Below are 26,113 nucleotides of genomic sequence, written 5' to 3'. Positions count from 1 at the left end.
GGGAGATGCCGAGATCTCGAATGGCCTCTAGTGCGCGAGGCGTAAAATCGCTGAATTTGCCAACACCATTTTGCTCGCGAGTTCCCCAAGGAACGTTGGCGGTACAGATATTGCCAAAAAGGCGAGTAAAGACTTGGTAAAGGGTAATTTTGTTCATGCTTCACGAATTGTGGTGTGGAATGTTGATCGGATGAAGGCAAAGTGTAGAACAGTCAATTGGGCCATCCCTCATCCAAAGTAAAAATATGAGGGGCGTAGATCTGTTTTTTTGTGATCTTGCTATGTTTTTCTGTGATCTCACTATATATTGCGCGCGAGTGTATTTATGAGACATATTGTTTTGTCACATATCCACACTGAATGAGGTCTAAGTTTGATGGAGAAAAATGATTCGCTGTCTAAATAAAACATGCATATATTGAGCCGGAATTGATAGGTTTTATGTGATCATTGCTCGTTTTTTTAGTAAATGATACAATTTCTTTCGGTAAGTTATAATTAGTGTTCAAATTATCAGGAGACGGCTTTGCGCTTTGTGCTGTTGAACCAAAACAGATACTGCGCGAGCTAAAAACTAATTTATGGATAATGAATTTAAAAAATACAGTATCGACACGACGGACTATCAAGTTGGTCAAGACAACGTTCAAAAGTGGGGATTTGATATCCACAACCCCGTTTTTGGTATCAGCGCAGGACTCGTCATCCTCTGTTTGGTCTCTTTGTTGGTGGTTGAACCAGCAACAGCGCGCGACGCACTAAATGGTTTACGTAACGGTATCATTGCCGATTTTGATGTCTTTTTCATGTGGGCGACAAACTTCTTTGTCGTGTTTGCGATAGCGCTCCTCTTCTCGCCCCTAGGTAAAATTCGCATCGGCGGTATCGATGCGAAGAAAGAGTATTCCACCGTCTCTTGGCTTTCTATGCTGTTTGCCGCGGGCATGGGTATCGGCCTGCTTTTTTGGAGTGTAGCTGAGCCGACGGCCTACTTCACGGATTGGTGGGGCATGCCGTTAAACGCTGAACCGTATTCCGATCAGGCGAAGTCCCTGGCGATGGGGGCGACGCTGTTCCACTGGGGTATTCATGGCTGGGCGATTTACGCGATCGTCGCGCTTTCGCTGGCGTTTTTTGCGTATAACAAGGGGCTACCTCTGTCGCTACGCGCAGCGTTTTATCCCATTTTTGGTGACAGAGCGTGGGGTTGGTTAGGTCATGTGGTCGATATTCTTGCGGTGTTGTCGACGCTGTTTGGCTTGGCAACGTCTCTAGGGCTAGGGGCACAGCAGGCGACCAGTGGGATTAACCATGTGTTTGGTCTTGATGGTGGTACCGGCTTACAGATGGCGGTCATCGCTTTCGTAACCTTTATTGCGGTCATTTCTGTCATTCGTGGTATCGATGGCGGCGTGAAAGTGTTGTCAAACGTCAACATGATTGTCGCGTTTGCACTGTTGGTGTTTGTGTTATTCGTCAGTTTTGATATCGCGACCACTTCAATCTGGGACTCCACGGTTGCCTACGTACAAAACATCTTGCCGCTGAGTAACCCTCATGGCCGTGAAGACATCGACTGGATGCATGGTTGGACAGTCTTCTACTGGGCATGGTGGGTATCTTGGTCACCGTTTGTGGGGATGTTTATCGCTCGAGTTTCGAAAGGTCGTACCGTTCGTGAGTTTATTTTTGCCGTGATCGTGATTCCAACTGTGGTGACGCTGATCTGGATGGCGGTGTTCGGTGGTATTGCACTGGATCAAGTGGTCAATAAAGTCGGAGAGCTGGGCACCAATGGCTTAACGGATATTTCACTGACGTTGTTCCATGTCTATGAGCAGCTGCCTTACAGCTCCATTATTTCTGTACTGTCTATTGCCTTAATCTTGGTGTTCTTTGTGACGTCGTCGGACTCGGGCTCTTTGGTGATCGACAGCATTACGGCGGGGGGTAAAATTGATGCACCTGTCCCTCAGCGTATTTTCTGGGCGTGTATTGAAGGTTCGATCGCGGCGGTGATGCTTTGGGTCGGAGGCAAAGAGGCCCTGCAAGCCTTGCAGTCGGGCGTGGTCGCGACCGGTCTTCCTTTCACGCTGGTGCTGCTGGTGATGTGTGTCAGCTTATTGAAAGGCTTGAAGTCTGAGCTGCCCGCTTATCAGTAAGTGATTAAGTGGTAATGAAAGGATGAAAATGAGCACAGCGATGTGCTCATTTTTTTGTAGTGATGCTCACAAATCGAAATTAAGGGGCAGGGCTTGCCTGGCATCGTGTCTACGCTTTAGTAAGAAAACACAACAGCAACGTCAAAAAAGGAGACAATGATGGCTACGTTTAAGCAGGACATCCCGCACCGCGTGACGGTTTATCATGATGACCTTGAGCAAGAGAAAGCGCTAAAAGAGGCAATGAAGCCAGAAAAGCCACGCTACTTTAACGGCAGTCCTACTTATCAAGCAGACAGCATCGAAGAATTCAAAAGTAAAATCAGTCAGGTGGGGTTGTCGTTAGACAAATAATCACTCACATTGACTAAAGAGGCAGCCTGTTGGCTGCCTCTTCTTTTATCTGTGTTCTATTGTCTGTGGTATGACGCTTTTCTGTTACTGATTCTGGCCGATCACGTACTCAAGTCCACCGACAATCGCCGCGACTTGAGCCGCATTGCACTCCTCGTCGGTGACCAGTGCGCTGTCTGGATACACTTCAGTTGTGGTGCCGTACAAGCAGGTACTGACACCACCACACAGGCCAAGTTGTTTCATTGGATAGAGAATGACGCCGTGGCTGACGACAGGAGAACCAATGATTTCGCCTTTTTCGTCCGCTGGGGCGATGTGCGTGACTTTGCTCACCGCGTTAATCACGGCGGCTTGAAAGTCTAATTGCGGATTGTCGCTATCGCCAACAGTGTAAAATCCGTCGGGAATCATGCCTTCTATGTACTCAAGGCCATCACGAGCGGCCAGTGCCGGGCGAAACTCACTTTCATCGGTATCGGTGGTTTCATGCAGGTCGATGTGCACAAAAATCTCTTCGTGGATGCTTTCAACTAGCCTCATTAATTGCGCGGATTCTTTGGCAGGGGAGTTGGCGTAAAAAGAGCGATTGGGGTCAATGGCACTGGGGTTCCAGCGATTGATGGTTTCATAGCCCCAAGGGCTGACACACGGTGCGACGATCACATTGAAATATTGGCTGTAATGGGCCATTTTTTCTGCGGCAAACGCCAGCGCACCGTGGACACCACTGGTCTCATAACCGTGTACGCCGCCAGTGATCAACACCACTTTTTTACTTGCGTCCCATTGGCGGGTTTTGATGCAGTAAAGTGCGTAATGCTGCTCGTCGTAGTCAAGTGAGCCGTATTGTTCAACGTCGAATTGACCACGAAGTGCTTCAATCTTACTCACGACTTGCTGCTGATAATCGCGCTGTTTTGTCACGCTCGCTCGCCAAGCCGCTCGCTCTGTGTCCGTCCATTTCTGCCCGCGTGTTCCGATAGGGTAAGCGTGTGTTTGATTCATTGGTGACCCCTTGTCATTGGTGATGGGCACACAGCATAGTGATAGCTTGCGCAAGAGGCAATCATTGATGGGCGGCTGCTGGAATTTAGTGCGGCTCGTAAATACTGATAGCCGATAATGCACCATAGACACACCAAATCGGAAACCATATCAATTCGAACTATACTCATGGTATATCTGCACCCTTATCCGTCGCTTCTCACGACGATGTGGCTTAGCCAATGAATCAATCAGGCTGACGATTATTGAGCAAGCTTATGTGAGTTGACGCCCATTTACCATCGAACAACACCTCTCTACGCCTCGCACCTACTACGGCAAGAAGCGGATAAAGGGGGAATCGCAAGCGGATCTCGCTTTGGTAAAATGGCAGACAATCGGGTTACCGACGTAGCCGTTTGACAAAAAGGTAAAGGAAATCGTGATGTTAATCTCGAATGCAACCGACGTCATTTTGCATGCTTTCGATTGGCCTTATGAGATGGTCAAAGCGAGAGCAACAGATATTGCTAACGCGGGCTATAAATCCGTGTTGGTTTCGCCACCGATGAAATCGCTCAAGCGCGAACAAGGCACACAGTGGTGGCAGCGCTATCAACCGCAAGATTATCGAGTGATAGACAATCAATTGGGTAATACTGAGCAATTTACCGCGATGATTGCCACGCTGAAAGCGCACAAGGTTGAGGTCTACGCCGACATAGTGTTTAACCATATGGCGAATGAATCCTCGTTACGTGATGATTTACACTACCCCAGTGCTGCGGACATAGCGACCTACCAGAAGGACAAGGCGTATTACGAGCGTCAACGTTTATTTGGTGATTTGAGTGAGCCACTGTTCGATCACGATGATTTTGTCGAAGCGTTCGGCATCTCGGATTGGCAGGACAAGTGGCAAGTGCAAAATGGCCGAATTACTGGCGGGCCAAGCGATCCGGGGCTGCCTACTCTGCGTGATAACGCGCATGTGGTGAGCATGCAGCAGCAATATCTCAAAGCCCTAAAGTCACTAGGGGTCAAAGGGTTTCGCATTGATGCCGCAAAACACATGACGCTGGAGCATCTGCAAAAAGTGTGGACGGATGAGATTTGTCACGACGTGCATATTTTTGGTGAGATCATCACCAGTGGCGGTGCGTCCAAACCTGAGTATGATCTCTTCTTAGAGCCTTTTCTTGCTCAAACCGATCTTGGCGCCTACGACTTTCCCCTGTTTCAAACACTGTTTGACGCGCTACAACCGAAAGGAAGCTTGAAAAGCTTAGTGGATCCTTATTGCTTTGGCCAAGCGCTGTCGGAAAGTCGAGCGATCACGTTCGCCATTACCCATGACATTCCCAATAATGATGTCTTTGCGAATTTGGTGATGGATGAGACGTTGGAGTGGTTGGCTTACTGCTACATTTTGGGCCGAGATGGCGGTGTACCGCTGATCTATACCGATCTCGATACCAGTGGCATTCAAGACAGTACGGGGCAGCCTCGCTGGCAATCCGCTTGGAAGGATAAAAAAATGTGCGCCGCCATTGCCTTTCACAATCAAATGCATGGCAAACCGATGCGCATCATTGAAGCCGGTGACGATCTCTTGGTGTTTGCTCGTGGCAATGATGGCCTTGTGGTGGTCAACAAATCGACACGCAGTCAAACCATAGAGCGAAAAGAGGGGACGGCGATGACGGATGTGCTGACAGGAAAGAGAGTATTTGGCACTGAAAATGCGCTGACAGTGGCCCCTAAAAGCGCCATGATGTTGGTACGCAAATCCAATGAAGCTCTTTAGGCACGTTGACGCTCCGTAGGTCCAACGATGTTTAGTGGGAGAGTTTGAAATGGACGGGTTGGCTAGGCGTGCATCACCTAGCCAACCAGTGCTCGTTCCAGATTGTCGAACAGGGCGTCGTTGCCATCAAACCATTGTTTGATTACCTGGCTGCGCGCTTGACCTGACAGCATCTGTTTACGCGCTTCACGTACTCTGAGTAAAAGTTGCACTTCACTTGGCAACGGGCTTTGCGCTCGCAGGGTGTTGTCGCTTAACCATTGATTGAGCTGTTTAGTGAATGTGGATTCGCTCAGCTTAGGCGTAATCCAGGGTAACTCATCACGCACGACCGTGAGTAGAGGAAGCTGTTTTTGTCTGTCATCAACCGTGCTTAAGCGATCAAGCAGCGCGGTTAGCAGAGGGGTGGGCCGGATGTAGCCGGCTTGCCTTACGAGTGGCAGTTGGGTGCGTACCGATAGCTCGATGAGATCCAGTTGAGTGTTCGGCGTATAGGTGACGGCCGCTAGGGTATCAAATGGCAGCCAAAAGGTATCGCCAGGCTCGACGACGTACTCTTTTTTGCCCAAACGGATAAAGACGAATCCTTGAGTGACGCGCAGCAAACCGTGCTTGATGGTGTGACGACGTGGTGTTGTCGTCAGATATTCGTGGGATTGCGCTTGATAGGAAATGGCGTAATGCATGGAAAAACTCACTCTTTATGGGGCGACAAGAGTACCGTTTTCTAATTGAAATGCCAATCTTGCCGGTGACCTACACAATCAAATCACGCTTTTCGGCCTCAAGTGGTGACGGTTTGCGCAAAAATGGGCCAACGTTCTGGTCTGACCTTACTAATTGTGCGACAACGATAGCTGCTAAGCGCACAAACTCCGCGTAGAATAAGGCAGCTTTAAATTTGATGTAGTAGACCATGACCACAACCACAGACCCATTTGTAGACATCCGCCCATACAACGACGACGAAATTCCTGCTGCGATTGAACGCTTAATTAATGATGAAGAGTTTATCAGCGCCATCATAAAACATCGCTTCTCACACCGTGGACGCTGGTTTGCTGCGTTGATGTCTCCGTTGGTGAAAATCGCGCTAAAAATGAAATGGTCTAAGCTCAACTCTGTTGAAACCACTCAGTTGGAAGTGAAATCCTACCTTGAGCGTACGCTTAACACGACAACAGACGGCGTCACCTACAGCGGTTTAGACCAGCTAGATCCTAATCAAGCCTATTTGTTTGTCTCTAACCACCGTGACATTGCCATGGACCCGGCGTTGGTTAACTATGGTTTGCACGTGAATAACCACAAAACTGTGCGCATTGCGATTGGCGACAATTTGTTGAAAAAACCGTGCGCAACGGAGCTGATGAAGCTCAATAAGAGCTTTATTGTTAAACGTTCAGCCAAAGGTCCGCGTGAGATGATGAAAGCGTTGGGCACCTTGTCTGCGTACATTAAACACTCTCTCGACACTGGTCACTCGATTTGGATTGCACAAAAAGAGGGCCGAGCGAAAGATGGGAATGATTTTACTGATCCTGCGATTTTAAAGATGTTTCATGTTGAAGGACGTAAACAGAAAATCGATTTTGCGGACTACATCCGCTCACTCAATATTGTCCCGGTCTCGATTTCTTACGAATATGATCCCTGTGATAGTGCTAAGGCTCTGGAACTGCATCAAAAAGAGACTCAAGGTGTTTATCAAAAAGGTGAGTTTGAAGATATCGAAAGTATCATTCAGGGTATTGTAGGCTATAAAGGCCGCGTCCATGTGGCATTTGGCGACGTAATTCAATCGGGTTGTGATAGTCCTGATGAGTTGGCGAGTACCATCGACGAGCAAATCCACCGTCACTACAAGTTGTTCCCAATTAACTTGCTGGCCTCTGGCGATGAAAGTGTCGAAGAAGGGGTTAAGCAGCGCTTAGCCGACAAATTGCAAGCGTTACCAGAGGGTGCGCAGCGCCACCTGATCGCCAGCTATGCCAATCCGGTGAAAAACCAGTAAGCGGCATTCGCGGTTCAATTAATAAGGGCACAGTAGTTTGAATACTGTGCCCTTTTTTCGGTCGGTTAGTGCTCACTCTAGGGAGCGACCGCACCGCCGAGGGTCAGATTGGTCGGCCAACGGCTAATGCGATTTCCACCAAGGAAGATGTTGCCATTGACGGTCATGGTGTCTGGGAATGTGGTGATGGCGGAGCCGCCAATATAGAGGTTTCCATCAACGATTAGACCTTCCGGCAGTTCGGTCAGTGGTGTGCGCATCACACTCAAATCGCCTTTAACGCGAAATCTAGGTGGCAAGCTTGCTAGAGGCGTGTCAGTAAAATTGAGAAATCCACCCACCTGAATGCCGGGAGGCCAACGAGTCACTTGTGACCCGAGGAGATTGGCATAGCCGCGTATTTTGACCCCAGGGGCGATTTTTTTCAGCCCGCTGTTTGAGGCATCCAAACTGCCTTCAATCTCTATCCCTTTCGGGATTTGTGTCATTTGAGTTTTGGCAATATTGAGATTGCCCTTGATCACAAGGCCATCAGGCAAAGAGGTGTAGGGCTTGTTGCGCAGATCCAAGTTTCCGTAATTATCAAGATGATTCAAAATACGGTAGGTGTCGAGTGGCTCCCCGACAGCGACACAGGAGGCGGCACTGAGCCAAAGCGCAACAAATTTAACGAGATACTTCATGTACACTCACGATGAACAGACGTGTGTTTAGTATCAGAGAGAGCGGGCTTAGGGTCAATTTTAAGCCAATAAAAAACGGGGATGGACCCCGCTTTTAACACATCAAAACACTCTATACGTTTGATTAGCGCGCGAGTGAACGTGTTTTGAGTTCAAAAATCAGTTTTTCAGCGCTCACTTCAAATTTGAAGTGTGCGGTCAGCTCTTTTGCGTCATCGGCGATAGGAGATACTTGATACTCCACGTTCTCAGACACTTGTTTCGCCAGTTCAAGATATTTGGCCAACTCAGCTTCAAGCAACGTTTTGTTCTCAGCGAAGATGGTCACTTGTGCAACATCGTCACCTTCTTTGATGATGAAGCCCATTTCGCCTGCACAGCCACACGCTTCGCATACTTGTTCTTGTTCAGTGCTCATAGTCACTATCCTCTTACAAAGTTTGTGGTCATTTTATCGGTTTATTTGAAGTGAATCCACACAAAAACCCATAATGCAGCATGACATACTATTTACTGTGCTACGCTGTAAGATGTCAGTGGGGCGCTTGATTGACTGTGAATGAATCCTATTATCAGTGTGATCTTTGTCAATTAATTGAGAAAATTAATGATAATTACTCACGCCGAATGTGCGCTCTCGGTTGTCAGTCGGGGGGATTTGTAAGATTATCGGCGGTCTTATTATATACAGAAGTAATGATGTCTTTGCATTTCATAAAAATGCCCTATGGCCTTTTATGAAAACTTAGCTTACGCCAGATCGTTAGATTTTGCGTTGCTCTGCATTAGCCACGACACGAAATGCGCTCGCGCGCTTTTCATTGCCAGGGTGTTATGCACCGTAAAGCTAACTCGTAGAGGTGTCATGTTTGATTCACTTTGATTTAGATGGATATACAAAGAGAAGAGCCTAAACATGCCTAAGCGTAGTAAAGAAGATACTGAAATCACCATTCAGAAAATAATGGATGCCGTCGTAGACCAACTGTTACGCCTCGGATATGACAAAATGTCATACACCACATTGAGCCAACAAACCGGCGTGTCGCGAACTGGGATCAGTCATCACTTCCCGAAAAAAACCGATTTTACCGCCGCTTTGGATGGTCGTATTTTCAAAATGTTTGTTGAACACTTGGATTTTGATCACTCATTACCTGAGTTTTCGGCCAGTTGGTTAACGGCGCTAGAAAATCCAGAATTTAAAGCGATTTTACGCCTGCTATTCCACCATGTGGTGACGTCGCACAACGCACCTGAATTTGCGTCAAATGGGATTGAGCGTCTATACAAAACCGTAGAAACTCAGTTTGGTGATGAGAGTGCGAAAGAGCTCGAGTGGTTGATGGGTAAATCGCTTGTCAGCATGACCGCTTAATCATCAAATCGGAAAAAATCTTAAACCGCGTCCTGTGAAGACAGAGCGCGGTTTTTCTTTTTTAGTATGTTAAACGCGAAGTGACGCTCGTGTAGAATCGTTTCTACGACTATTATTGTTGCGAGTTAGAAACGGTAGTGTCCGATTAGTTTGATAGCTGCGATTCATCGATTGACAAGCACTCCTCTGATGAGACATAGGAATTCTCTCTATATTAGTGTTTCATAATGCTCGCTTTGCTAACTATCTGTTACACTGAAAGTATTAAATCAATAACTAGTAATAGGTGCATGAATGTCTTTACCTGTTCTTATTTGTGATGATTCTGCCTTAGCCCGTAAACAGATGGCCCGTTCACTTCCTGCTTCGCTGAATGCCGAGATCAGTTTTGCGGTTCATGGCCTTGATGCATTAAAACAGCTTGAAGAGAACTCATTCAAACTGATGTTCCTCGATTTGACTATGCCTGAGCTGGACGGGTTTGGCACCCTAGATGAGATCCAAAAACGCAACATAGACATCCCGGTTGTGGTTGTGTCAGGGGACATTCAGCCGAAAGCGAAAGAGCGTGTGATGTCTTTGGGGGCGAGAGCCTTCATTCAAAAACCCATCAATCAAGACGCGTTGAAAGCGGTTCTACGAGATCTGGTAGAACCTCAGGCCAAGCCACAAATCGTGACCCCCGTGTCTCTGGAGCTGCCGGTTCTTCGCCGCCGTGACATCTACATGGAAGTAGCGAACGTGTCGATTGGTCGCGCCGCAGATGCGCTTGCGCGCCACTTTGATGTGTTTGTCCATTTGCCGCTGCCGAACGTCAACATTTTTGAAGTGAGTGAGTTGCACATGGCGCTCAGAGACTTGGCGGAAAATGATCAAGTCTCCGGTGTGTGTCAAGGGTTCAGTGGTGAGGGGATTGCGGGAGAAGCGCTGGTCTTGCTCAGTGACTCCAGTGTCTCCGATTTGAAAAAACTGATGAAAGTGCCTGCGGACAGTGAAGAGTTGGAAGAACTCGAACTCCTAATGGACGTCTCTAACATTCTCGTTGGGTCGTTTTTAAATGGTTTAGGCCAACAAGCTGAAGTCCGTTTTTTCCAAAGCTCTCCGGTGTTGCTGGGGCAGCATATTTCGATTGACTCCGTGATCGAGTCAACGACGGGATCTTTTAGCAAAACTATGACCTTTGAGGTGAGTTATAACATCGACGGTACATCGATTCGTTGTGATTTACTGTTTATGTTTGTCGATGAATCTCTGCCGCTACTCGACAATAAGCTGGCGTACTTGATGGAGGACTTTTGATGTTGAATCTTCCTGCTGAATTTGAGCAATTCCACTGGATGGTGGATATGGTACAAAACGTCGATTTGGGCTTAATCGTCATCGACCGTGAGCATAAGGTCCAAGTGTGGAATGGCTTTATGACCCATCACAGTGGCGTGCAATCTCATGATGCGATCGGCAAGTCTTTGTTTGAGCTGTTCCCTGAGATCCCTCAAGACTGGTTTAAACTCAAAACCAAGCCGGTCTACGACTTAGGCTGTCGCAGCTTTATTACGTGGCAGCAACGTCCTTATTTATTTAAGTGTCGTAACGTGCGTCCGGTGACGCAACAAGCCGATTTCATGTATCAGAATATCACCCTAAACCCAATGCGCACGCCAACCGGTGAGATTCGCTCGCTGTTTCTCTCGATTCAAGACGCCACGGCGGAAGCCCTTGTCTCAAAAAAGTGATCGATAAGGTCGCGATCTAGGCTGGGATTGTGCGACAGTGAGAGCACGATTCTAGCCAGTGAGTGACCTATGGATTCCACAACCCTACCACGGTGGCTTTACACTGCCGATCAAGTCAAACAAGGTGAAGTGCTGGCTGCCAAGCGAGCCAATATCACGCTTTATCAATTGATGGAGCGCGCAGGACGCGCGATTTTGACGCTTATTCAGCGCTTGTACCCTGACGACAAGTCGCTCACGATATTGTGTGGAACGGGCAATAATGGCGGCGATGGATTTGTGGTCGCTCGTCTTGCTCATCAAGCGGGGTATGACGTTACTCTCTGGCTCAGTGGCGATGAATCTAAACTACAAGGAGACGCTGAGACCGCGAAGCTCGCCTATGTGCGCTCGGGAGGCGAGATCCGTTATTTTAAAACTGAGCATCACGCCGAAGTGCTCAAGCGGGATCTGTTGCGCTCAGCGCTGATTGTCGATGCATTACTTGGCACCGGATTAAAAGGGTCGGTTCGTCAGCCGACGCAAGCCATCATCGACACGGTCTCAGAGACTCTCTCTCACACTCCCTGTCCAGTTGTCAGTGTCGATGTGCCTTCTGGTCTATGCGCCGACTCTGGCACTCGACTAGGAATTAAGGGCAAGTCACCATGCATAGCGGCCGACCACACTTTAACCTTTATTGGTATTAAGCGCGGACTGGTGACAGGGGAGGCGAGGGCCGTGGTTGGTCAACTCCACTTCGATGGTTTGGAGGTAGATGAGTACTTTTCGTCCCAAGTCCGCAGCAACACGGAGCGGTTGTCACAAACTGAGATGCAAGCACTTAAACCAGCGCGGCATGTTTTAGCACACAAAGGCGATCACGGGCGATTGCTGTGTGTGGGCGGCAACCAAGGCTATGGCGGTGCGATTCGTCTGTGCGCCCAGGCTGCGGTGCGAAGCGGTGCTGGTCTTGTTCGCGTTCTGTGTCACCCACAGAATGTCACCGCGCTTCAAGTCGCATGTCCTGAAGTGATGAGTGAAGGATGGCGAGAAGACTTAGCCATGATCAGTCGCCGTTTTGTAGGGCAAAAAGTGTTGGCTATTGGACCTGGCTTGGGTCAAGACGCTTGGTCTCACGCATTGTATGATCATACCGCGCAATATGAACAAGTTAAAGTTGTCGACGCCGACGGTTTAAATCGACTTGCCACTCAACTCAACTACGATGAACAGCGTGTCATTACCCCACATCCCGGCGAAGCGGCTAGATTGCTGGCTTGCTCGGTGGCAGAGGTGGAAGTGGATCGCTTTGCCGCTATCAAGGCTTTGCACCAACGATACGGCGGCACCGTCGTTCTCAAAGGGGCTGGGACACTCATTTATGATGGCGAGGTGACCTCTGTGTGTCTTGCGGGCAACCCGGGCATGGCGAGTGGTGGCATGGGCGACGTATTGACCGGGATTGTCGCGGCGTTATTGGCTCAAGGATTATCACTCAGCAACGCGGCAAAGCTTGGCGTCTATCTTCACAGCCTTGCGGCGGATAAGTTAGCACGGCGCGAAGGCCAGGTTGGTTTGCTCGCCAGTGATCTTATTGCTGAGGTGCGTTACCAGCTCAATCAATGATCCAAATCATCACTTTTTTGTGACATTGATTGTTATTTGAGTCAGTTACGTTAGAATGCTCGTTCGCTCCTGAGTTGTGCATCCGTATTTGCATATAAAAGGAGCTGAATTCTCGCCTTTGACGGCCATTATCCCGGCCGTGAAAGATACGTATGAATTGCAAGTGTTGCTTGGTGTGCAACACCACTGTAAAGGACAGTTAAATGCCTATTATTACTCTTCCTGACGGCAGTCAGCGTCAATTTGACAACCCTGTTTCTACTCTTGATGTCGCGCAATCTATCGGCCCTGGTCTGGCGAAAGCTACTATTGCGGGTCGTGTTGATGGTCAACGTGTCGATGCTTGTGATCTCATCGAAGCGGATGCAAGCCTTGAAATCATCACAGTAAAAGATGAAGTGGATGGTCTTGAAATCGTGCGTCACTCATGTGCGCACTTGTTAGGTCACGCGATCAAGCAGCTTTATCCGAACGCGAAGATGGCGATCGGTCCGACCATCGATAGTGGCTTCTACTACGACATCGACTTAGAAGAGTCATTGACGCAAGAAGATCTTGAAAAGATCGAAAAGCGCATGAAAGAACTGGCGAAAACCAAGTACCCAGTCATTAAGAAGAAAGTCAGTTGGCAGGAAGCACGTGATGCGTTTGAATCACGTGGTGAAACTTACAAGATGGAAATCTTGGATGAGAACGTCGCACGCGATGACCGTCCAGGCCTTTACCATCATGAAGAATACATCGATATGTGTCGTGGTCCTCACGTACCACATATGGGTTTTTGTCAGCACTTTACGCTACTGAATGTAGCGGGTGCTTACTGGCGTGGTAACAGCGACAACAAAATGTTGCAGCGTATTTATGGTACGGCTTTCCACGACAAGAAAGCGCTGAAAGCGCATCTAACGCGCTTAGAAGAAGCCGCCAAGCGTGACCACCGTAAAATCGGTAAGCAGTTGGACTTGTTCCACATGCAGCAAGAAGCACCGGGTATGGTGTTCTGGCACCACAATGGTTGGTCTATTTTCCGTGATTTGGAAGTGTTTGTTCGTGAAAAACTGACAGAGTACGACTACCAAGAAGTGAAAGGTCCATTGATGATGGATCGCGTACTTTGGGAGCGTTCAGGTCACTGGGATAAATACGCCGATGCGATGTTTACCACGTCGTCAGAAAACCGTGAATACGCCATCAAACCAATGAACTGCCCAGGTCACGTACAGATCTTTAACCAAGGTCTGAAATCTTACCGTGACTTGCCTCTGCGTATGGCGGAGTTTGGTTCTTGTCACCGTAATGAACCGTCAGGTGCCCTGCACGGTATCATGCGTGTGCGTGGTTTTACGCAAGATGACGCGCACATCTTCTGTACAGAGAGTCAAATCCAAGAGGAAGTGACGGGCTGTATTAAGATGGTCTACGACACATACCAGACGTTTGGCTTCGAGAACATCGTCGTTAAGCTCTCCACTCGTCCTGAAAAGCGAGTCGGATCAGATGAGATCTGGGATCAGTCGGAAGAAGCGTTGAAGCAATCTTTGCAATCGATGGACATTCCATACGAAATTCAAGAGGGCGAAGGCGCATTCTACGGTCCTAAGATCGAGTTCACTCTGTATGACTGTCTCGATCGTGCATGGCAATGTGGTACGGTGCAGCTAGACTTCAACTTACCTGGCCGTCTAGGTGCCTCTTATGTGGATGAGAACAACGAACGTCAAGTTCCTGTTATGATCCACCGTGCGATTTTGGGCTCGCTTGAGCGCTTTATTGGTATTCTCATCGAAGAGTACTTTGGCTTCTTCCCAACTTGGCTATCTCCTGAGCAAGCTGTTGTCATGAATATTACTGATAAGCAGTCTGATTACGCGAAGGAAGTGGCTCAAAAACTACAAAAAGTTGGAATTAGAGCAAAAGCAGACTTGAGAAATGAGAAGATTGGCTTTAAAATCCGCGAACATACTTTAAAGCGTGTACCATACATGCTGGTTTGTGGTGACCAAGAGATGGAAGCCGGCGAAATCGCAGTACGTACTCGTAAAGGTAAAGACCTCGGTAAATTTAAAGTGGATGACTTTATTGCATACATCCAAGACGAGATCTCTACCCGTAAGCTCAATCTGGAGGAATAAACTATTAAAGGCGGAAGACGCGGCCAAGTACCGGCCAAACAAAATGCTCATCGTTTAAACGGTGAAATTCGTGGCGTTCGTGAAGTTCGTTTGACGGGTGCTGATGGCGAATCAGTGGGTGTTGTTTCTATCCAAGAAGCAGTCGCAGCTGCTGAAGAAGCAGGTATGGATTTGGTTGAAATCAGTCCAAACGCTGAGCCACCAGTATGTCGTGTAATGGACTACGGTAAATTCCTCTTTGAGAAGAGCAAATCTGCTAAAGAGCAGAAGAAAAAGCAAAAACAGGTCCAGATTAAAGAAGTAAAATTCCGTCCTGGAACTGATATTGGAGACTATCAGGTAAAACTACGCAACCTGACGCGTTTCCTTGAAGAAGGCAACAAAGTGAAGGTAACAATTCGCTTCCGTGGCCGAGAAATGGCACACCAAGACATCGGTGTTGATGTTCTCAAGCGCTTGAAAGAAGACACAGTAGAATTTGCTGTTGTGGAATCTTTCCCAAGCAGAATTGAAGGGCGTCAGATGATCATGGTTCTTGCCCCTAAGAAGAAGTAATTAACGGCTTACAAGTAATTCAACCCCGCCGTTTACCTTACGGTCAAATGGCGGGGTTTTATTCGCCCTGATTACGTGTTTATTAAACTACTACAATGCGGAGTTATTCATCATGCCTAAGATGAAAACCAACAAAGGTGCTGCTAAGCGTTTCAAGAAAACTGCTGGTGGTATTAAGTACAAGCACGCTACAAAACGTCACATCCTGACTAAGCGTACTACTAAGAACAAGCGTCAACTACGTCCTAACGCAATCCTTCCACGTTGTGAAGTGGCTGCTGTTACCCGTATGTTGCCATACGCTTAATTCTTTTTAGTTTATTTATCGTTTAGTTTAGGAGAAGCATAATGCCTCGCGTAAAACGTGGTGTACAAGCTCGTGCACGTCATAAGAAAGTTCTAAAACAAGCTAAAGGTTACTACGGAGCACGTTCACGTGTTTACCGCGTAGCTTTCCAAGCAGTTACTAAAGCTGGTCAATACGCTTACCGTGACCGTCGCGCTAAGAAGCGTCAGTTCCGTCAACTATGGATCGCTCGTATCAACGCTGCATCTCGTCAAAATGGTCTATCTTACAGCCGTTTCATCAACGGTCTTAAGAAAGCATCTATCGAGATCGACCGTAAGATCCTTGCTGACATCGCGGTATTCGACAAATCTGCATTCGCAGTACTTGTTGAAAAAGCGAAAGCAGCTCTTTAATTAGAGTTCGCTGTTAGGATTAGGAAAAGGAGAGCTTAGGCTCTCCTTTTTTATTGCCTGTCTATCGGATGCGATCTTTTGGAACAAGGCAAAACAAAACGCAGGCAAATGCCTGCGTTTTGTTGTTTCAGAGAAAGGGCGCTACTAGCTATTATTGCTTTCGCGGTACTGATATTCATAGTCGACGTTCACTAGCGCTTTATAGGCAACTTGGCCGCGTTCAGAAGCGAACTCTTCGACGGTGACCGTCATATCTTCCACTTTGATAGTAGGTAGTAGAACGTTACTTTGATGGATAGGAAGTGTACGTTTTAACTCCGATGCATCCATGGCGCGCACTTCTTCCATCAGTTTAAAGCCCGCCTCGTAAGCCATCTGCTTACTTTGATAATCACCCGTCGTCAGTGAGCGATGTGATTGGGTGGTTTGCGTTGACGCCAACACAGAAGAACTTAGGATTAACGTTGAAAGTAGAATGAGTTTTTTCATCACGGAGACTCCTTATTGGTTACCGTTGATGTCTATGCTAGCGAGTGATCGATTTTGCGTCTGTCAAGGTAAGTAATTCTTATTACAGCTTGTGTAAAGAGTTTGGATACGATGCTGACGTTTGCGCAACCTAACGCTAACAATGTCAAACTTCTATGGGTTTTTGTGGTCGTATTACAGAAGTCGGTCATGGAGTGTTGAATAGAGGTGAAGGCCTTGACCGACCAATAGCAACTTTCAAGTTTGGTATTAATATTGCTTGGTTTATCACCACTGCCAGTGCGCAGTCGTGATAAACAGAATGGACATCAGCAGTGTGTTGCAAAGGAAACCGCAATGAAGAAATTTGGACTGGTGCTTTTGATCGCGATCGGTTTAGTGGGGTGCAGTACTAAGTTTGTGTACAACAATATGGATTGGTTGTTGGTACGTTATTTACAAGACTACGTTGAACTGGATGATGACCAAGAGTCCCTCGCAAGCGAGAAGATCGCCACCTTGAGCCAGTGGCACCGTGAGCAAGAGATCCCACATTATATTGAACATTTGGATGAGTTGATGGCGATTGAGCCAACCACGTTTACTGTCGATGATCTGATCTCTGAGCAGCAGAAGCTCGAGGCGCACACGACTCGTCTGGTCGCAAAAGTGACGCCAGAACTCTACGAACTGGCCAGCCAACTGTCTGACGAGCAAGTTGAAGAGCTCATGGACAATATCCGAGTAAAGCACACCCAGTACAAAAAACGTTACCAAGACCTTTCTGAAGAAGCGATTCGGCAACGATACAAAACGCGTATAGAAGAGAATATCGAAACTTGGGTCGGTGACTTAACCGATGAACAGCAACTGATGGTTGATCAATGGGTTGCGGACATGACACTGACCAACCAAGATTGGGTCGCGCATCAGACGCGTATGCGTGTTGAGCTCAATGCCTTACTTGCTGTACGTGTCGATCCTTCACTCTTCCAACCTAAACTGCAATCGTTGATGGATACGCCAGACAAGCTCTATAGCGCCGATTTAGAGCAAAAAATTGCATACAACCAGCAGCTGTCGAGACGTTACCTAGTGACCATTATCAACAGCATGACCCCTGATCAGACTGCGCACTATCGACAAGAAATCCAGGAGTGGAAGGAGATTGCACTGTCAATTCGATGAACATTAACAGCGGGAAATCAATACCTTGGTCTAAGTTAGCCAACGCACAGTTTCGTTGCTCTTTACTTGGGCTCGCCTCGAAAACTGGTTAGATTATGGGTTTTGCAGCGAAGGTTGGAGTGGTATGGATTGGGCAGTGTTGTTCGTCGCTGGCGTGTTGGGGGGAATACTCAATAGCGTCGCTGGGGGTGGCAGTTTTATCACTTTTCCTGCGCTGATGTTTGTTGGCGTGCCGCCAATTGTTGCAAACGCCACCAATACCTTTGCCGCTTGCGCGGGTTACCTCAGTGGCGCCTATGGATTTCGTGAAGACATCGCTTCTGAAAAAAAACAAATTATTCGAATTGTTCTGGGCAGTTTACTCGGCGGAGCGTTAGGTGCTTGGTTGTTATTGAGTGTCTCAGAGCAGCAGTTTCTTGGTGCAATTCCGTGGCTGCTGCTGTTTGCTACCTTGCTGTTTATTTATGGTCATCACATTAGCGCATGGGCGTCACGTCTGGCGACACATCCGACTCGAGAAGTTCGACTTAAAAGCGTCATCTTGACACTGTTTTTGGTTTTCGTCGCGGCGTATGGCGGTTTCTTCAATGCAGGGCTTGGCGTGATTGTATTGAGCTACCTTGTGTTAGCAGGCTATCAAAATATTAATCAAATGAACGGTCTTAAACTGCTGATTTCCTCGGCGGTCTCTTTGGTGGCGATCGTTATTTTTGTCGCTGAAGGGGCAATAGACTGGCCACGTGGTATAGCGGTCATGATGGGTACACTAAGCGGCGGGTATTTGGCGGCACGTGTGTCTAGGCGAGTAGCGCAGCAAACAGTGAAGCGTTTCGTTGCGTTGTCTAGCTTGGTCATGACGGTGTACTTCTATATTGATGTATATTGGCCTATCGACGAGTGGTGATACGCTTTGTGCTGTGCTGACTGCCATGATCACATCTAAAGCTAATTTGAGCTTGTTTTAGGTTAATTTATCTCCTTTTCTGCCACTCTCTAACTGTACTCATGACGGAGCATCTGTCACCGATATCACCCAGTTTTCCCATTTCTTTCCAGTGATAGGAGGCGTTATGAGTAGAAAACTAGGTCGCGTGATGTCGAGCAGCCGTATGATCTGTTTTGTGGCTTTTCTCGCAGCGGTATTTGCATGGATTTTGAGTATGCCGGCGCTGTTTACGGTGTCACTTTTAGCGCTGGTGGCTAGTGGAGTACTGTATTGGGATGACGTGAAGAAAGCGCGTCAATCCTCAAAAAGATCACTCTAGCATTGCTCAAGTGGCCAGATGAAAATGGGCACATGCGAGTGTGCCCAGTGTAACGTCGGATGGCTTTACCTAGAAGAACCCAAGTGGATTCACGTCATAGCTGATGAGTAAGTTTTGGATTAAAAAAATAAGAGCGCCGAATGGCGCTCTTACGTTTTTTTAGCCTTGTAGCCCGCCTTGTTGTTGGGCTTGTTTTACTAGTGCCTGACGCTCAGTCTCTTTATCAGAAATTACTCTATTATCCTTGTTATTTGCTTGTTCAACATCCGATGGAACAAATACAAAGAGTTTGTTAATAGTCATAATTGAGCCCTACTTAGTAAATATTGCCACTCCAATTTAGGTGAGTGGTCAAGGTGTGACATCATCCACACTTTTTTAATTGTAGGCGTAGATGAGGGGATGAGATCACCCAACCTCATCTATCAACGGGATGAGCCAACAAAAAAAGGGCGCTTTCGCGCCCGATTCAATGGTTGCGCTACAGGTTACACATCGTAAGTGGTCGATGCGGTATCACCGCCTGTACCTGTCCAGTTAGTGTGGAAGAATTCACCACGCTCACGGTCGATACGCTCGTAAGTGTGCGCACCGAAGTAATCACGCTGAGCTTGCAGCAGGTTCGCTGGTAGACGAGCCGTTGTGTAACCGTCTAGGAAAGATAGCGCAGAAGTCGTACATGGCATTGGGATGCCTGACTCTAGAGATTTCGCTGCCACTTTACGCCATGCCGTTAGGCTGCTTTGTAGGATGTTTTTGAAGTACTCGTCAGAACCTAGGAATGCAATGTCTGGGTTCGCTTCGTACGCATCTCGGATGTTGCCTAGGAATGCAGAGCGGATGATACAACCACCACGCCACATTAGTGCCACGTTTCCGTAGTTAAGATCCCAGCCGTTTTCGTTTGATGCTTCGCGCATTAGCATGAAGCCTTGAGCGTAAGAGATGATCTTAGACGCTAGTAGCGCTTGACGAAGTGCGTCAACCCACTCTTGCTTATCACCTTCAACCGGAGTGATTGTCTTGCCGAATAGCTTCTCAGCTTCAACACGCTGGTCTTTTAGTGCAGATAGACAGCGAGAAAATACTGACTCAGAGATAAGTGTCAGTGGAATACCTAGGTCTAGGGCATTGATACCTGTCCACTTACCCGTACCTTTTTGGCCTGCTGTGTCTAGGATCTTCTCAACGAGAGGCTCACCGTCTTCATCTTTGTAGCCAAGGATGTCAGCCGTGATTTCAACCAGGTAGCTGTCGAGCTCAGTCTTGTTCCAATCTGCAAACACCGCTTGCATCTCGTCAGCAGACATACCAAGACCGTCTTTCATGAACTGGTAAGCTTCAGTGATAAGCTGCATGTCGCCGTATTCGATGCCGTTGTGTACCATCTTAACGAAGTGACCAGCACCGTCGTTACCAACCCAATCACAACAAGGTTCACCAGCGTCAGTTTTTGCAGAGATACCTTGGAAGATAGGCTTAACTGCTTCCCAAGCTTCCGCAGCGCCACCAGGCATGATTGAAGGACCGAAACGCGCGCCTTCTTCACCGCCAGATACACCAGTACCGATGAAGTGAATGCCTTGCTCACGGCAGTGCGCTACGCGGCGGTTAGTGTCTGGGTAGTTAGTGTTACCACCATCGATGATGATGTCGCCTTCGTCTAGAAGTGGGATTAGGTTGTCGATGAAAGTGTCAACAACGTCACCAGCACGAACCATCAGCATCACTTTACGTGGCGTTTCGAGTTTCTCAACCAACTCTTCAAGTGAGTAAGCACCAATAATGTTGGTACCCTTCGCTGGGCCTTCTAGAAACTCGTCTACTTTCGCAGCAGTACGGTTGTGAGCCACCACTTTAAAGCCGTGGTCGTTCATGTTGAGGATAAGGTTTTGACCCATTACCGCTAGGCCAATAACACCGATATCACCTTTCATTATTTCTCTCCAATATGTTCTCGTTGGACGAGCAACCGCGTTATGCGATTTTCGCCGCTGCGTCAGAATCTAAGTACCACTCCGTCTCACCCGCTTTCGACTGAATTTTCGCCGCGGGGTAAGGCAGTTCGCTTGCTGGAGTGGTGTGAATTTCGTGCACGATATCAACTTTACCTGAGCCAAGAACGAGGTAGCTGATTCGTTTTGCTGCTTCTAGCACTTTAGCGGTTTTTGACACGCGTAGTTGGCCAGATTCAGGATGAGAAGCGACAACAGACAAGTTCTCATCCGCATAGTTGGTTTGACCCGGGAATAAAGAGGCAGTGTGGCCGTCGGCGCCAACACCCAATAGAATCCAATCAAACACGGGCGTACCGTTTTCACACGGGATAACCTCTGCCATCTCGTTGGCAAAGCGCAGCGCTTCCTGCTCGGCGTCATTTTCGCCGCGAATACGGTGGATGTTTTCAGCAGGTTGGTTCACTTTGCTAAATAGCAAAGCATTTGCTTCGCCGTAGTTGCTTTCCGCGTCATCCGGTGCAACGCAGCGTTCGTCTCCCCACCAGAAGTGGAGGTTTTGCCAAGCGATGGTATCCGCGTATGGGGCCTGGGCCAACAGGTTAAACAGCATCTTAGGTGTGCTGCCGCCGGAAAGTGAAATGTGAACAGGTCGGCCAAGCTCGCTGTACGATTTCATATCGTTGGCAAGGCTTTCTACCACCTGCTGCGCGGTTGAGTGGATCTTGTGATTGATCATAGTTCGCAGTAGTCCGTATCTGTCAGGTTTTTACATGGGAAGCGCCATGCACGGTTGTTTCGTGCTAACAAGTCATCAGACTCTTTTGGCCCCCAAGTACCACAAGCGTAACCAAACAGTGCTTGTGGATCTTGTTTGAAGTCGAGAATCGGTTGAACGTACTTCCAACACGCTTCAACCGCATCGCTACGGGCAAATAGAGTAGCATCTCCATTTAAGGCATCAAGCAGAAGACGCTCATAAGCCGTCAGCATTTGGGTCTCTTGCAGGTCGGCGTAGTGGAAGTTCATTTTCACTTCTTTCGCTTTAAAGCCTGCGCCTGGCTCTTTGAGACCAAAGCTCATCTGAATGCCTTCGTCAGGCTGAATTCGAATGATGAGTTTGTTTTCTGGTGCATTTTGACCAAATACTGGATGCGGCGTCTGTTTAAAGTGAATGACCACTTCAGTCACGCGAGTAGGAAGGCGTTTGCCCGTACGTACGTAAAAAGGCACACCATTCCAGCGCCAGTTGTTGATGTAAGCTTTTAGACCAATGTAGGTTTCCGTGCGCGAGTCGTCGGCAACGCCATTTTCTTCGCGGTAACCCAATAGGTGCTGGCCACGGACTTCAGACGCTGTGTACTGACCCAACACCAAATCATTGCGCAGTGCGTCTTCGTCTAACGGTTTGAGACACTGCAGAACTTTCACCACTTCATCACGCATGGAATCAGCATTGATTTGTGCTGGCGGCTCCATCCCTACCATCGCTAACACTTGCAGAAGGTGGTTTTGGAACATATCACGCACAGCGCCAGAGCCATCGTAATAGCCACCACGTTCTTCAACACCGAGGAACTCGGCGCCGGTGATCTCGACGTAGTCAATAAAGTTGCGGTTCCACAAGGGTTCAAACATCGCATTAGAGAAGCGGAACACCAGTAGGTTTTGTACAGTCTCTTTTCCTAGGTAGTGGTCGATGCGGTAAATCTGGTGCTCTTGAAAATGCTCGTGGATCTCTTTGTCCAGCTTTTGCGCAGACTCTAGGTCATAACCGAATGGCTTTTCGATGATCAAGCGTTTCCAGCCGTCTTCTTCATTGTTCAACCCATGTTCAGCAAGGCTGGCTGGGATGACACTGTATAAACTTGGCGGTGTCGCAAGGTAGAAGAGCGTATTGCGTTGCTCGAACTGGTACTGATTGGAAAGGTCATCCAGACGAGAGACCAATTTGCTGTAATCGGTGCTGTCTGAGGTATTGATCGCTTGGTAATGAAGATGGTTGATGAAGGCATCGAGCGTCTCTGGAACCGTCTTTTCCATCTCTTGTAGAGAGCGCTTCAATTTATCACGGTACGATTCATCACTGTATTCAGTACGACTTACGCCCAAAATGGCAAAGTTCTCTGGAAGCTGCTTGTTCGCATACAGGTGGTATAACGCGGGGATCAGCTTACGGTATGTTAAATCTCCCGAAGCACCAAAAATCACGATGCTGCTGTTTTCTGGTATTACCATCATCTTTCCTTTAGAAACAAGGGTCTTAAATCTGTTGCGCCAAATTATCAGCGCAGCGAATAAATAGAAAATCGGTGCTACCTATCATCACAATAGGGAGTGCCACTTACTTTCTAGGCGTTTGAAACGGCAGGGTATTGTCTACGACAATTTGACATACATCAACTATTGAGAAGGCAATCGATTAATATTTGTCAGACTAATTTATTAAATAATTGAATAAGCAGAAAAAAGAACAGTAACCGGTAAGGCGGCGTTCGCTATGAGCTCGAAAACGATTGCGCAAAAACCAAACAGAGCGGACCAAGAGGTGATGAGATTAAGAGTCAGGTTGACTATGGTCATTTGGGCTAGCTAGAGCACATATTTGCAGCGCTCATAGAATGTGAGACACTTCGCGACCCACGCATTGATAAAGATGAGCGATGAGCAACGACAGCAAACAAGATAAATCGATGGCCGTATTTCAGCGGATCAGTAAGGTGTTGGATTACATTCACCACCACATCGAAGATCCGATGACGCTGGATGAATTGGCTCAGCAGAGTTGCTGGTCACGTTGGCAGTTGCAACGCGTTTTTCAAAACGAGACGGGCACGACAGTGGCCAATTATGTACGAGAGCTAAAGCTCAGTGAAGCGGCTGAACGTTTGATCGATGGTGAGGATAAGGTCATTGATATCGGCTATGCGCTCGGTTTTGGCTCGGAAGTCAGCTTTAGCCGCGCGTTTAAACACAAGTTTGGCGTCAGTCCAAGAGCGTATCGGCAGGCAGGTAAACGCACAGGGTTAAGAAAGCCTCTGCAGTCTTCCTCGGATAGAGATACAGCGTATCAGTTTGGCAATCAGCCTGCGTTTGTCCATATTCGAGTCGAATCTAAGCCCGCATTTTATGTTCGCGGCAGTCACGGTCACATCAGTGGGTTGTTTTCACCGCAGCCCAACTTCGCCACGCAAGTCCCACTGTTGTGGCAGCAGCTTGAACAGGCGCTGCAAGACTCCACTGACCAATGGCAGAGGGTAGGGGTGGTCGATACTAAGCACGCTCAATTTGATGCCGCGCCACTGACTTATTGGGCAGGGGTTGAGCTTTGCGATGCACGGCAAATTCCAGATAGGGCGCACTCATCTACGTTGAGTACTCTGTCCGTTCCGGCTCAAACTTATGCGGTAGTCACACATAAAGGTTCGATTCGTGGGCTACCGGACACCCTAGAGTGGTTTATTCTCAATTGGTTACCTAGCTCAAACTACCGCGGAGTTGATGGCTTTGAACTGGAAGTGTATCCAGCTCACTATTACTCTGAATCGCCAAGTGCAGAAATGGAGTATTGGTTGCCAATCGAGTTGCGATAAGGCGCAGTCCGCTGACTTCCACTCCTTTTTCTCTTTTTCCCTCCTCCGACTGAATTGCGCGCTCGCAGCGAATAAAACACTGCCAAACAAAAGTCGGTGACTTTGCACCAAATTGTTAACTTTTACCCAATTAAAAAATTTAGAATGCAAATGATATTAATTCTTATTAAGATAAGGCATGGGTAATTGAGGACAATATGCAATCTATCACTCACTTTCAGCGCTCGACATTGACGTTGGCGCTCATTTCAGCGTTTTCTTCGCCCCTTTACGCTGCCGAAGGCGGAGACGCTTCAACGATGGACACCATCACCGTTCTGGGCGAAGCGTATCGTAACACGGCCACTAAAACGGCGTTAGAACCAGAGGAAACCCCGCAAGGGATCACCACGATTGAATCAGAGCAGTTGGAGCAACGCGGTGTCAAATCCTTGAATCAGGCGCTCCGATACGCCCCTGGCGTCGTCACAGAGAAAAAAGGGGCGTCGGTCACTATGTACGACACCTTCTCGATTCGTGGTTTTGCCAACAGTGAGAGCTATTATGATGGGCTTAAGCTTCCCTATCTAACAGGATGGAACTTGCAACCACAAATCGATCCTATTGCACTGCAACAGGTGGAGATTTTCAAAGGCCCTACCTCTGTGTTGTACGGTTCCATGCCGCCGGGCGGGATGGTGAATATGATTGCTAAATCGCCGCAGCAGCAGAGCCAAACGCGTGTGAGTGTCGCGACAGGAACCAGAAACCTGATGGAAACCTCGCTCGATACGACGGGGCAAATCGGTGAGAGTGATGTCTCTTATCGCTTGGTGGCCCTTGCTCGTAAACGAGACAGTCAAGTCGATAATGCAGAGGAAGAGCGCTACGTGATTGCTCCATCGATCGATTGGCAAGCCAGCGAGCGGACGTTAATTAACCTCAACATGTACTACCAAAAAGATCCGAACATGGGGATCAACTCAGCGCTGCCCGCGTCGGGAATGATTGACAGCAACGCCAACGGTTCAACGTCACCGTCCACTTCGGCAGGCGATGTCAATTGGAGTCAGTTTGAGCGTGAAGTGTTTATGCTCGGTTATAAAGTCAATCACGACATTAACCATCAATGGACCTTCCTACAAAACGCACGCTACGCCGATGCCTCCCTATATCAGGAAAACACTTACCACAGAGCAACGAGTTTCGATGCGTCCACTGGCGCTATGAGCCGAAACATTTACGATACGGACGAATCATCGCAGTCATTTGTCATTGACAACCAATTGTCCGGCTTAGTGACGGTCGGTCAGACTCAGCATAACCTGCTGTTTGGCATCGATTACCTCAAACTCAAAGGGGACTCCGTCTATCGTGAATACGCTGCAAACGCCGAGTTCTATGGATTCAATGTTTTTCGCCCCAACAACGCGCTGTTAGACAGAAACGCGTTGACAGAGGTGTATGACGAAACCCACAAGATTGAGACCGAACAACTGGGCTTCTACCTTCAAGACCAAGTTCGATTGGGCGATTGGGTACTGCTGGCG

At 48.0% G+C, this 26,113-nt stretch carries 26 protein-coding genes and 1 pseudogene; 17 read left to right on the top strand and 10 right to left on the bottom strand.

Features of this window, described 5'->3' with window-relative positions:
- Positions 1–157 (bottom strand): annotated as a pseudogene (locus AC6R1O_RS16540) (alpha-amylase family glycosyl hydrolase); the annotation flags it as partial.
- A 424-nt stretch (positions 158–581) separates the two neighbouring features.
- Here AC6R1O_RS16540 and AC6R1O_RS16535 point away from each other — a divergent pair.
- On the top strand, positions 582–2,162 hold the full coding sequence (locus AC6R1O_RS16535) for a BCCT family transporter (RefSeq protein ID WP_500626942.1): 1,581 nt from the start codon (positions 582–584) through the stop codon (positions 2,160–2,162).
- Positions 2,163–2,321: 159 nt separating this feature from the next.
- Positions 2,322–2,516 (top strand): hypothetical protein, encoded by a 195-nt coding sequence (locus tag AC6R1O_RS16530; RefSeq protein WP_334551586.1) that lies wholly within the window; start codon positions 2,322–2,324, stop codon positions 2,514–2,516.
- Positions 2,517–2,600: 84 nt separating this feature from the next.
- Here AC6R1O_RS16530 and AC6R1O_RS16525 read toward each other — a convergent pair whose 3' ends face one another.
- Positions 2,601–3,524 (bottom strand): M14 family metallopeptidase, encoded by a 924-nt coding sequence (locus AC6R1O_RS16525; RefSeq protein WP_500638303.1) that lies wholly within the window; start codon positions 3,522–3,524, stop codon positions 2,601–2,603.
- Between the two features lie 424 nt (positions 3,525–3,948).
- Here AC6R1O_RS16525 and AC6R1O_RS16520 point away from each other — a divergent pair, with 424 nt between their 5' ends.
- On the top strand, positions 3,949–5,310 hold the full coding sequence (locus AC6R1O_RS16520; RefSeq protein WP_500638304.1) for an alpha-amylase family glycosyl hydrolase: 1,362 nt from the start codon (positions 3,949–3,951) through the stop codon (positions 5,308–5,310).
- 77 nt (positions 5,311–5,387) lie between these two features.
- On the opposite strand, the gene AC6R1O_RS16515 is transcribed toward AC6R1O_RS16520, so the two are convergent.
- Positions 5,388–5,996 carry an AraC family transcriptional regulator gene (locus AC6R1O_RS16515; protein WP_500638305.1) on the bottom strand — a complete coding sequence of 203 codons (609 nt, stop codon included), beginning with the start codon at positions 5,994–5,996 and terminating at the stop codon, positions 5,388–5,390.
- 230 nt (positions 5,997–6,226) lie between these two features.
- Between AC6R1O_RS16515 and AC6R1O_RS16510 the strand changes: the two genes are divergently transcribed.
- Complete coding sequence (locus AC6R1O_RS16510; RefSeq protein WP_500638306.1) at positions 6,227–7,324, top strand: 1-acyl-sn-glycerol-3-phosphate acyltransferase; 1,098 nt, start codon at positions 6,227–6,229, stop codon at positions 7,322–7,324.
- A gap of 77 nt (positions 7,325–7,401) precedes the next feature.
- Here the strand turns inward: AC6R1O_RS16510 and AC6R1O_RS16505 are convergent, their stop codons facing one another.
- On the bottom strand, positions 7,402–8,007 hold the full coding sequence (locus AC6R1O_RS16505; protein ID WP_500638307.1) for a hypothetical protein: 606 nt from the start codon (positions 8,005–8,007) through the stop codon (positions 7,402–7,404).
- 124 nt (positions 8,008–8,131) lie between these two features.
- Positions 8,132–8,425 (bottom strand): YfcZ/YiiS family protein, encoded by a 294-nt coding sequence (locus AC6R1O_RS16500; RefSeq protein ID WP_487901602.1) that lies wholly within the window; start codon positions 8,423–8,425, stop codon positions 8,132–8,134.
- Positions 8,426–8,923: 498 nt separating this feature from the next.
- Between AC6R1O_RS16500 and AC6R1O_RS16495 the strand changes: the two genes are divergently transcribed.
- The 8 genes from AC6R1O_RS16495 (at position 8,924) to rplT (ending at position 16,115) form a co-directional block, all read left to right on the top strand.
- Entirely contained in the window at positions 8,924–9,385 is a 462-nt protein-coding gene (locus AC6R1O_RS16495) for a TetR/AcrR family transcriptional regulator (protein WP_500638308.1), read from the top strand.
- A 294-nt stretch (positions 9,386–9,679) separates the two neighbouring features.
- Positions 9,680–10,684: a response regulator gene (locus AC6R1O_RS16490; protein WP_500638309.1), complete on the top strand. Its 1,005-nt coding sequence runs from the start codon at positions 9,680–9,682 to the stop codon at positions 10,682–10,684.
- The gene (locus AC6R1O_RS16485; protein WP_334551613.1) at positions 10,684–11,118 is read left to right on the top strand and encodes a PAS domain-containing protein; all 435 of its coding nucleotides are present in this window, start codon (positions 10,684–10,686) and stop codon (positions 11,116–11,118) included. The genes AC6R1O_RS16490 and AC6R1O_RS16485 overlap by 1 nt, the downstream gene beginning before the upstream one ends.
- A gap of 69 nt (positions 11,119–11,187) precedes the next feature.
- The gene (locus AC6R1O_RS16480; protein WP_500657421.1) at positions 11,188–12,726 is read left to right on the top strand and encodes an NAD(P)H-hydrate dehydratase; all 1,539 of its coding nucleotides are present in this window, start codon (positions 11,188–11,190) and stop codon (positions 12,724–12,726) included.
- A gap of 203 nt (positions 12,727–12,929) precedes the next feature.
- Complete coding sequence (gene thrS, locus AC6R1O_RS16475; RefSeq protein ID WP_334551616.1) at positions 12,930–14,858, top strand: threonine--tRNA ligase; 1,929 nt, start codon at positions 12,930–12,932, stop codon at positions 14,856–14,858.
- A gap of 3 nt (positions 14,859–14,861) precedes the next feature.
- Entirely contained in the window at positions 14,862–15,413 is a 552-nt protein-coding gene (gene infC / locus AC6R1O_RS16470) for a translation initiation factor IF-3 (RefSeq protein WP_334552191.1), read from the top strand.
- Positions 15,414–15,525: 112 nt separating this feature from the next.
- The gene (gene rpmI, locus AC6R1O_RS16465) at positions 15,526–15,720 is read left to right on the top strand and encodes a 50S ribosomal protein L35 (RefSeq protein ID WP_140131889.1); all 195 of its coding nucleotides are present in this window, start codon (positions 15,526–15,528) and stop codon (positions 15,718–15,720) included.
- A 41-nt stretch (positions 15,721–15,761) separates the two neighbouring features.
- On the top strand, positions 15,762–16,115 hold the full coding sequence (rplT, locus tag AC6R1O_RS16460; RefSeq protein ID WP_009841742.1) for a 50S ribosomal protein L20: 354 nt from the start codon (positions 15,762–15,764) through the stop codon (positions 16,113–16,115).
- Positions 16,116–16,259: 144 nt separating this feature from the next.
- Here the strand turns inward: rplT and AC6R1O_RS16455 are convergent, their stop codons facing one another.
- Positions 16,260–16,604: a DUF3316 domain-containing protein gene (locus AC6R1O_RS16455; protein WP_500638311.1), complete on the bottom strand. Its 345-nt coding sequence runs from the start codon at positions 16,602–16,604 to the stop codon at positions 16,260–16,262.
- 336 nt (positions 16,605–16,940) lie between these two features.
- Between AC6R1O_RS16455 and AC6R1O_RS16450 the strand changes: the two genes are divergently transcribed.
- The 3 genes from AC6R1O_RS16450 (at position 16,941) to AC6R1O_RS16440 (ending at position 19,036) form a co-directional block, all read left to right on the top strand.
- The gene (locus AC6R1O_RS16450) at positions 16,941–17,771 is read left to right on the top strand and encodes a DUF6279 family lipoprotein (protein ID WP_500626952.1); all 831 of its coding nucleotides are present in this window, start codon (positions 16,941–16,943) and stop codon (positions 17,769–17,771) included.
- Between the two features lie 124 nt (positions 17,772–17,895).
- The gene (locus tag AC6R1O_RS16445; RefSeq protein WP_500638312.1) at positions 17,896–18,675 is read left to right on the top strand and encodes a sulfite exporter TauE/SafE family protein; all 780 of its coding nucleotides are present in this window, start codon (positions 17,896–17,898) and stop codon (positions 18,673–18,675) included.
- 166 nt (positions 18,676–18,841) lie between these two features.
- Entirely contained in the window at positions 18,842–19,036 is a 195-nt protein-coding gene (locus AC6R1O_RS16440) for a hypothetical protein (RefSeq protein WP_487901596.1), read from the top strand.
- A gap of 159 nt (positions 19,037–19,195) precedes the next feature.
- Here AC6R1O_RS16440 and AC6R1O_RS16435 read toward each other — a convergent pair whose 3' ends face one another.
- The 4 genes from AC6R1O_RS16435 to zwf form a co-directional block, all read right to left on the bottom strand.
- Positions 19,196–19,339, bottom strand: coding sequence for a hypothetical protein (locus AC6R1O_RS16435; protein WP_500632025.1), 144 nt, complete (start codon positions 19,337–19,339; stop codon positions 19,196–19,198).
- Positions 19,340–19,524: 185 nt separating this feature from the next.
- Positions 19,525–20,973, bottom strand: a complete 1,449-nt coding sequence (gene gnd, locus AC6R1O_RS16430) for a decarboxylating NADP(+)-dependent phosphogluconate dehydrogenase (RefSeq protein ID WP_500632024.1) — start codon at positions 20,971–20,973, stop codon at positions 19,525–19,527.
- 40 nt (positions 20,974–21,013) lie between these two features.
- Positions 21,014–21,730, bottom strand: a complete 717-nt coding sequence (pgl, locus tag AC6R1O_RS16425) for a 6-phosphogluconolactonase (protein WP_500657420.1) — start codon at positions 21,728–21,730, stop codon at positions 21,014–21,016.
- Positions 21,727–23,229, bottom strand: a complete 1,503-nt coding sequence (zwf, locus tag AC6R1O_RS16420) for a glucose-6-phosphate dehydrogenase (protein ID WP_334552192.1) — start codon at positions 23,227–23,229, stop codon at positions 21,727–21,729. The genes pgl and zwf overlap by 4 nt, the downstream gene beginning before the upstream one ends.
- Before the next feature lie 425 nt (positions 23,230–23,654).
- Here zwf and AC6R1O_RS16415 point away from each other — a divergent pair, with 425 nt between their 5' ends.
- Positions 23,655–24,584 (top strand): GyrI-like domain-containing protein, encoded by a 930-nt coding sequence (locus AC6R1O_RS16415; protein ID WP_500632022.1) that lies wholly within the window; start codon positions 23,655–23,657, stop codon positions 24,582–24,584.
- Between the two features lie 197 nt (positions 24,585–24,781).
- Positions 24,782–26,113, top strand: a 1,332-nt coding sequence (locus AC6R1O_RS16410; protein ID WP_500657419.1) for a TonB-dependent siderophore receptor, incomplete at its 3' end; no start/stop codon positions are given.

The organism is Vibrio sp. R11-SG3-ISO3-SZ, assembly GCF_059834345.1.
The sequence above is the reverse complement of the archived record's forward strand: the minus strand, read 5'-3'. Positions and strand labels throughout refer to the sequence as shown.

Coding starts and splice junctions, on each gene's coding strand:
- AC6R1O_RS16535 (WP_500626942.1), top strand. CDS start 582: ATGGATAATGAATTTAAAAAATACAGTATCGACACGACGGACTATCAA.
- AC6R1O_RS16530 (WP_334551586.1), top strand. CDS start 2,322: ATGGCTACGTTTAAGCAGGACATCCCGCACCGCGTGACGGTTTATCAT.
- AC6R1O_RS16525 (WP_500638303.1), bottom strand. CDS start 3,524: ATGAATCAAACACACGCTTACCCTATCGGAACACGCGGGCAGAAATGG.
- AC6R1O_RS16520 (WP_500638304.1), top strand. CDS start 3,949: ATGTTAATCTCGAATGCAACCGACGTCATTTTGCATGCTTTCGATTGG.
- AC6R1O_RS16515 (WP_500638305.1), bottom strand. CDS start 5,996: ATGCATTACGCCATTTCCTATCAAGCGCAATCCCACGAATATCTGACG.
- AC6R1O_RS16510 (WP_500638306.1), top strand. CDS start 6,227: ATGACCACAACCACAGACCCATTTGTAGACATCCGCCCATACAACGAC.
- AC6R1O_RS16505 (WP_500638307.1), bottom strand. CDS start 8,007: ATGAAGTATCTCGTTAAATTTGTTGCGCTTTGGCTCAGTGCCGCCTCC.
- AC6R1O_RS16500 (WP_487901602.1), bottom strand. CDS start 8,425: ATGAGCACTGAACAAGAACAAGTATGCGAAGCGTGTGGCTGTGCAGGC.
- AC6R1O_RS16495 (WP_500638308.1), top strand. CDS start 8,924: ATGCCTAAGCGTAGTAAAGAAGATACTGAAATCACCATTCAGAAAATA.
- AC6R1O_RS16490 (WP_500638309.1), top strand. CDS start 9,680: ATGTCTTTACCTGTTCTTATTTGTGATGATTCTGCCTTAGCCCGTAAA.
- AC6R1O_RS16485 (WP_334551613.1), top strand. CDS start 10,684: ATGTTGAATCTTCCTGCTGAATTTGAGCAATTCCACTGGATGGTGGAT.
- AC6R1O_RS16480 (WP_500657421.1), top strand. CDS start 11,188: ATGGATTCCACAACCCTACCACGGTGGCTTTACACTGCCGATCAAGTC.
- thrS (WP_334551616.1), top strand. CDS start 12,930: ATGCCTATTATTACTCTTCCTGACGGCAGTCAGCGTCAATTTGACAAC.
- rpmI (WP_140131889.1), top strand. CDS start 15,526: ATGCCTAAGATGAAAACCAACAAAGGTGCTGCTAAGCGTTTCAAGAAA.
- rplT (WP_009841742.1), top strand. CDS start 15,762: ATGCCTCGCGTAAAACGTGGTGTACAAGCTCGTGCACGTCATAAGAAA.
- AC6R1O_RS16455 (WP_500638311.1), bottom strand. CDS start 16,604: ATGAAAAAACTCATTCTACTTTCAACGTTAATCCTAAGTTCTTCTGTG.
- AC6R1O_RS16450 (WP_500626952.1), top strand. CDS start 16,941: ATGAAGAAATTTGGACTGGTGCTTTTGATCGCGATCGGTTTAGTGGGG.
- AC6R1O_RS16445 (WP_500638312.1), top strand. CDS start 17,896: ATGGATTGGGCAGTGTTGTTCGTCGCTGGCGTGTTGGGGGGAATACTC.
- AC6R1O_RS16440 (WP_487901596.1), top strand. CDS start 18,842: ATGAGTAGAAAACTAGGTCGCGTGATGTCGAGCAGCCGTATGATCTGT.
- AC6R1O_RS16435 (WP_500632025.1), bottom strand. CDS start 19,339: ATGACTATTAACAAACTCTTTGTATTTGTTCCATCGGATGTTGAACAA.
- gnd (WP_500632024.1), bottom strand. CDS start 20,973: ATGAAAGGTGATATCGGTGTTATTGGCCTAGCGGTAATGGGTCAAAAC.
- pgl (WP_500657420.1), bottom strand. CDS start 21,730: ATGATCAATCACAAGATCCACTCAACCGCGCAGCAGGTGGTAGAAAGC.
- zwf (WP_334552192.1), bottom strand. CDS start 23,229: ATGGTAATACCAGAAAACAGCAGCATCGTGATTTTTGGTGCTTCGGGA.
- AC6R1O_RS16415 (WP_500632022.1), top strand. CDS start 23,655: ATGAGCAACGACAGCAAACAAGATAAATCGATGGCCGTATTTCAGCGG.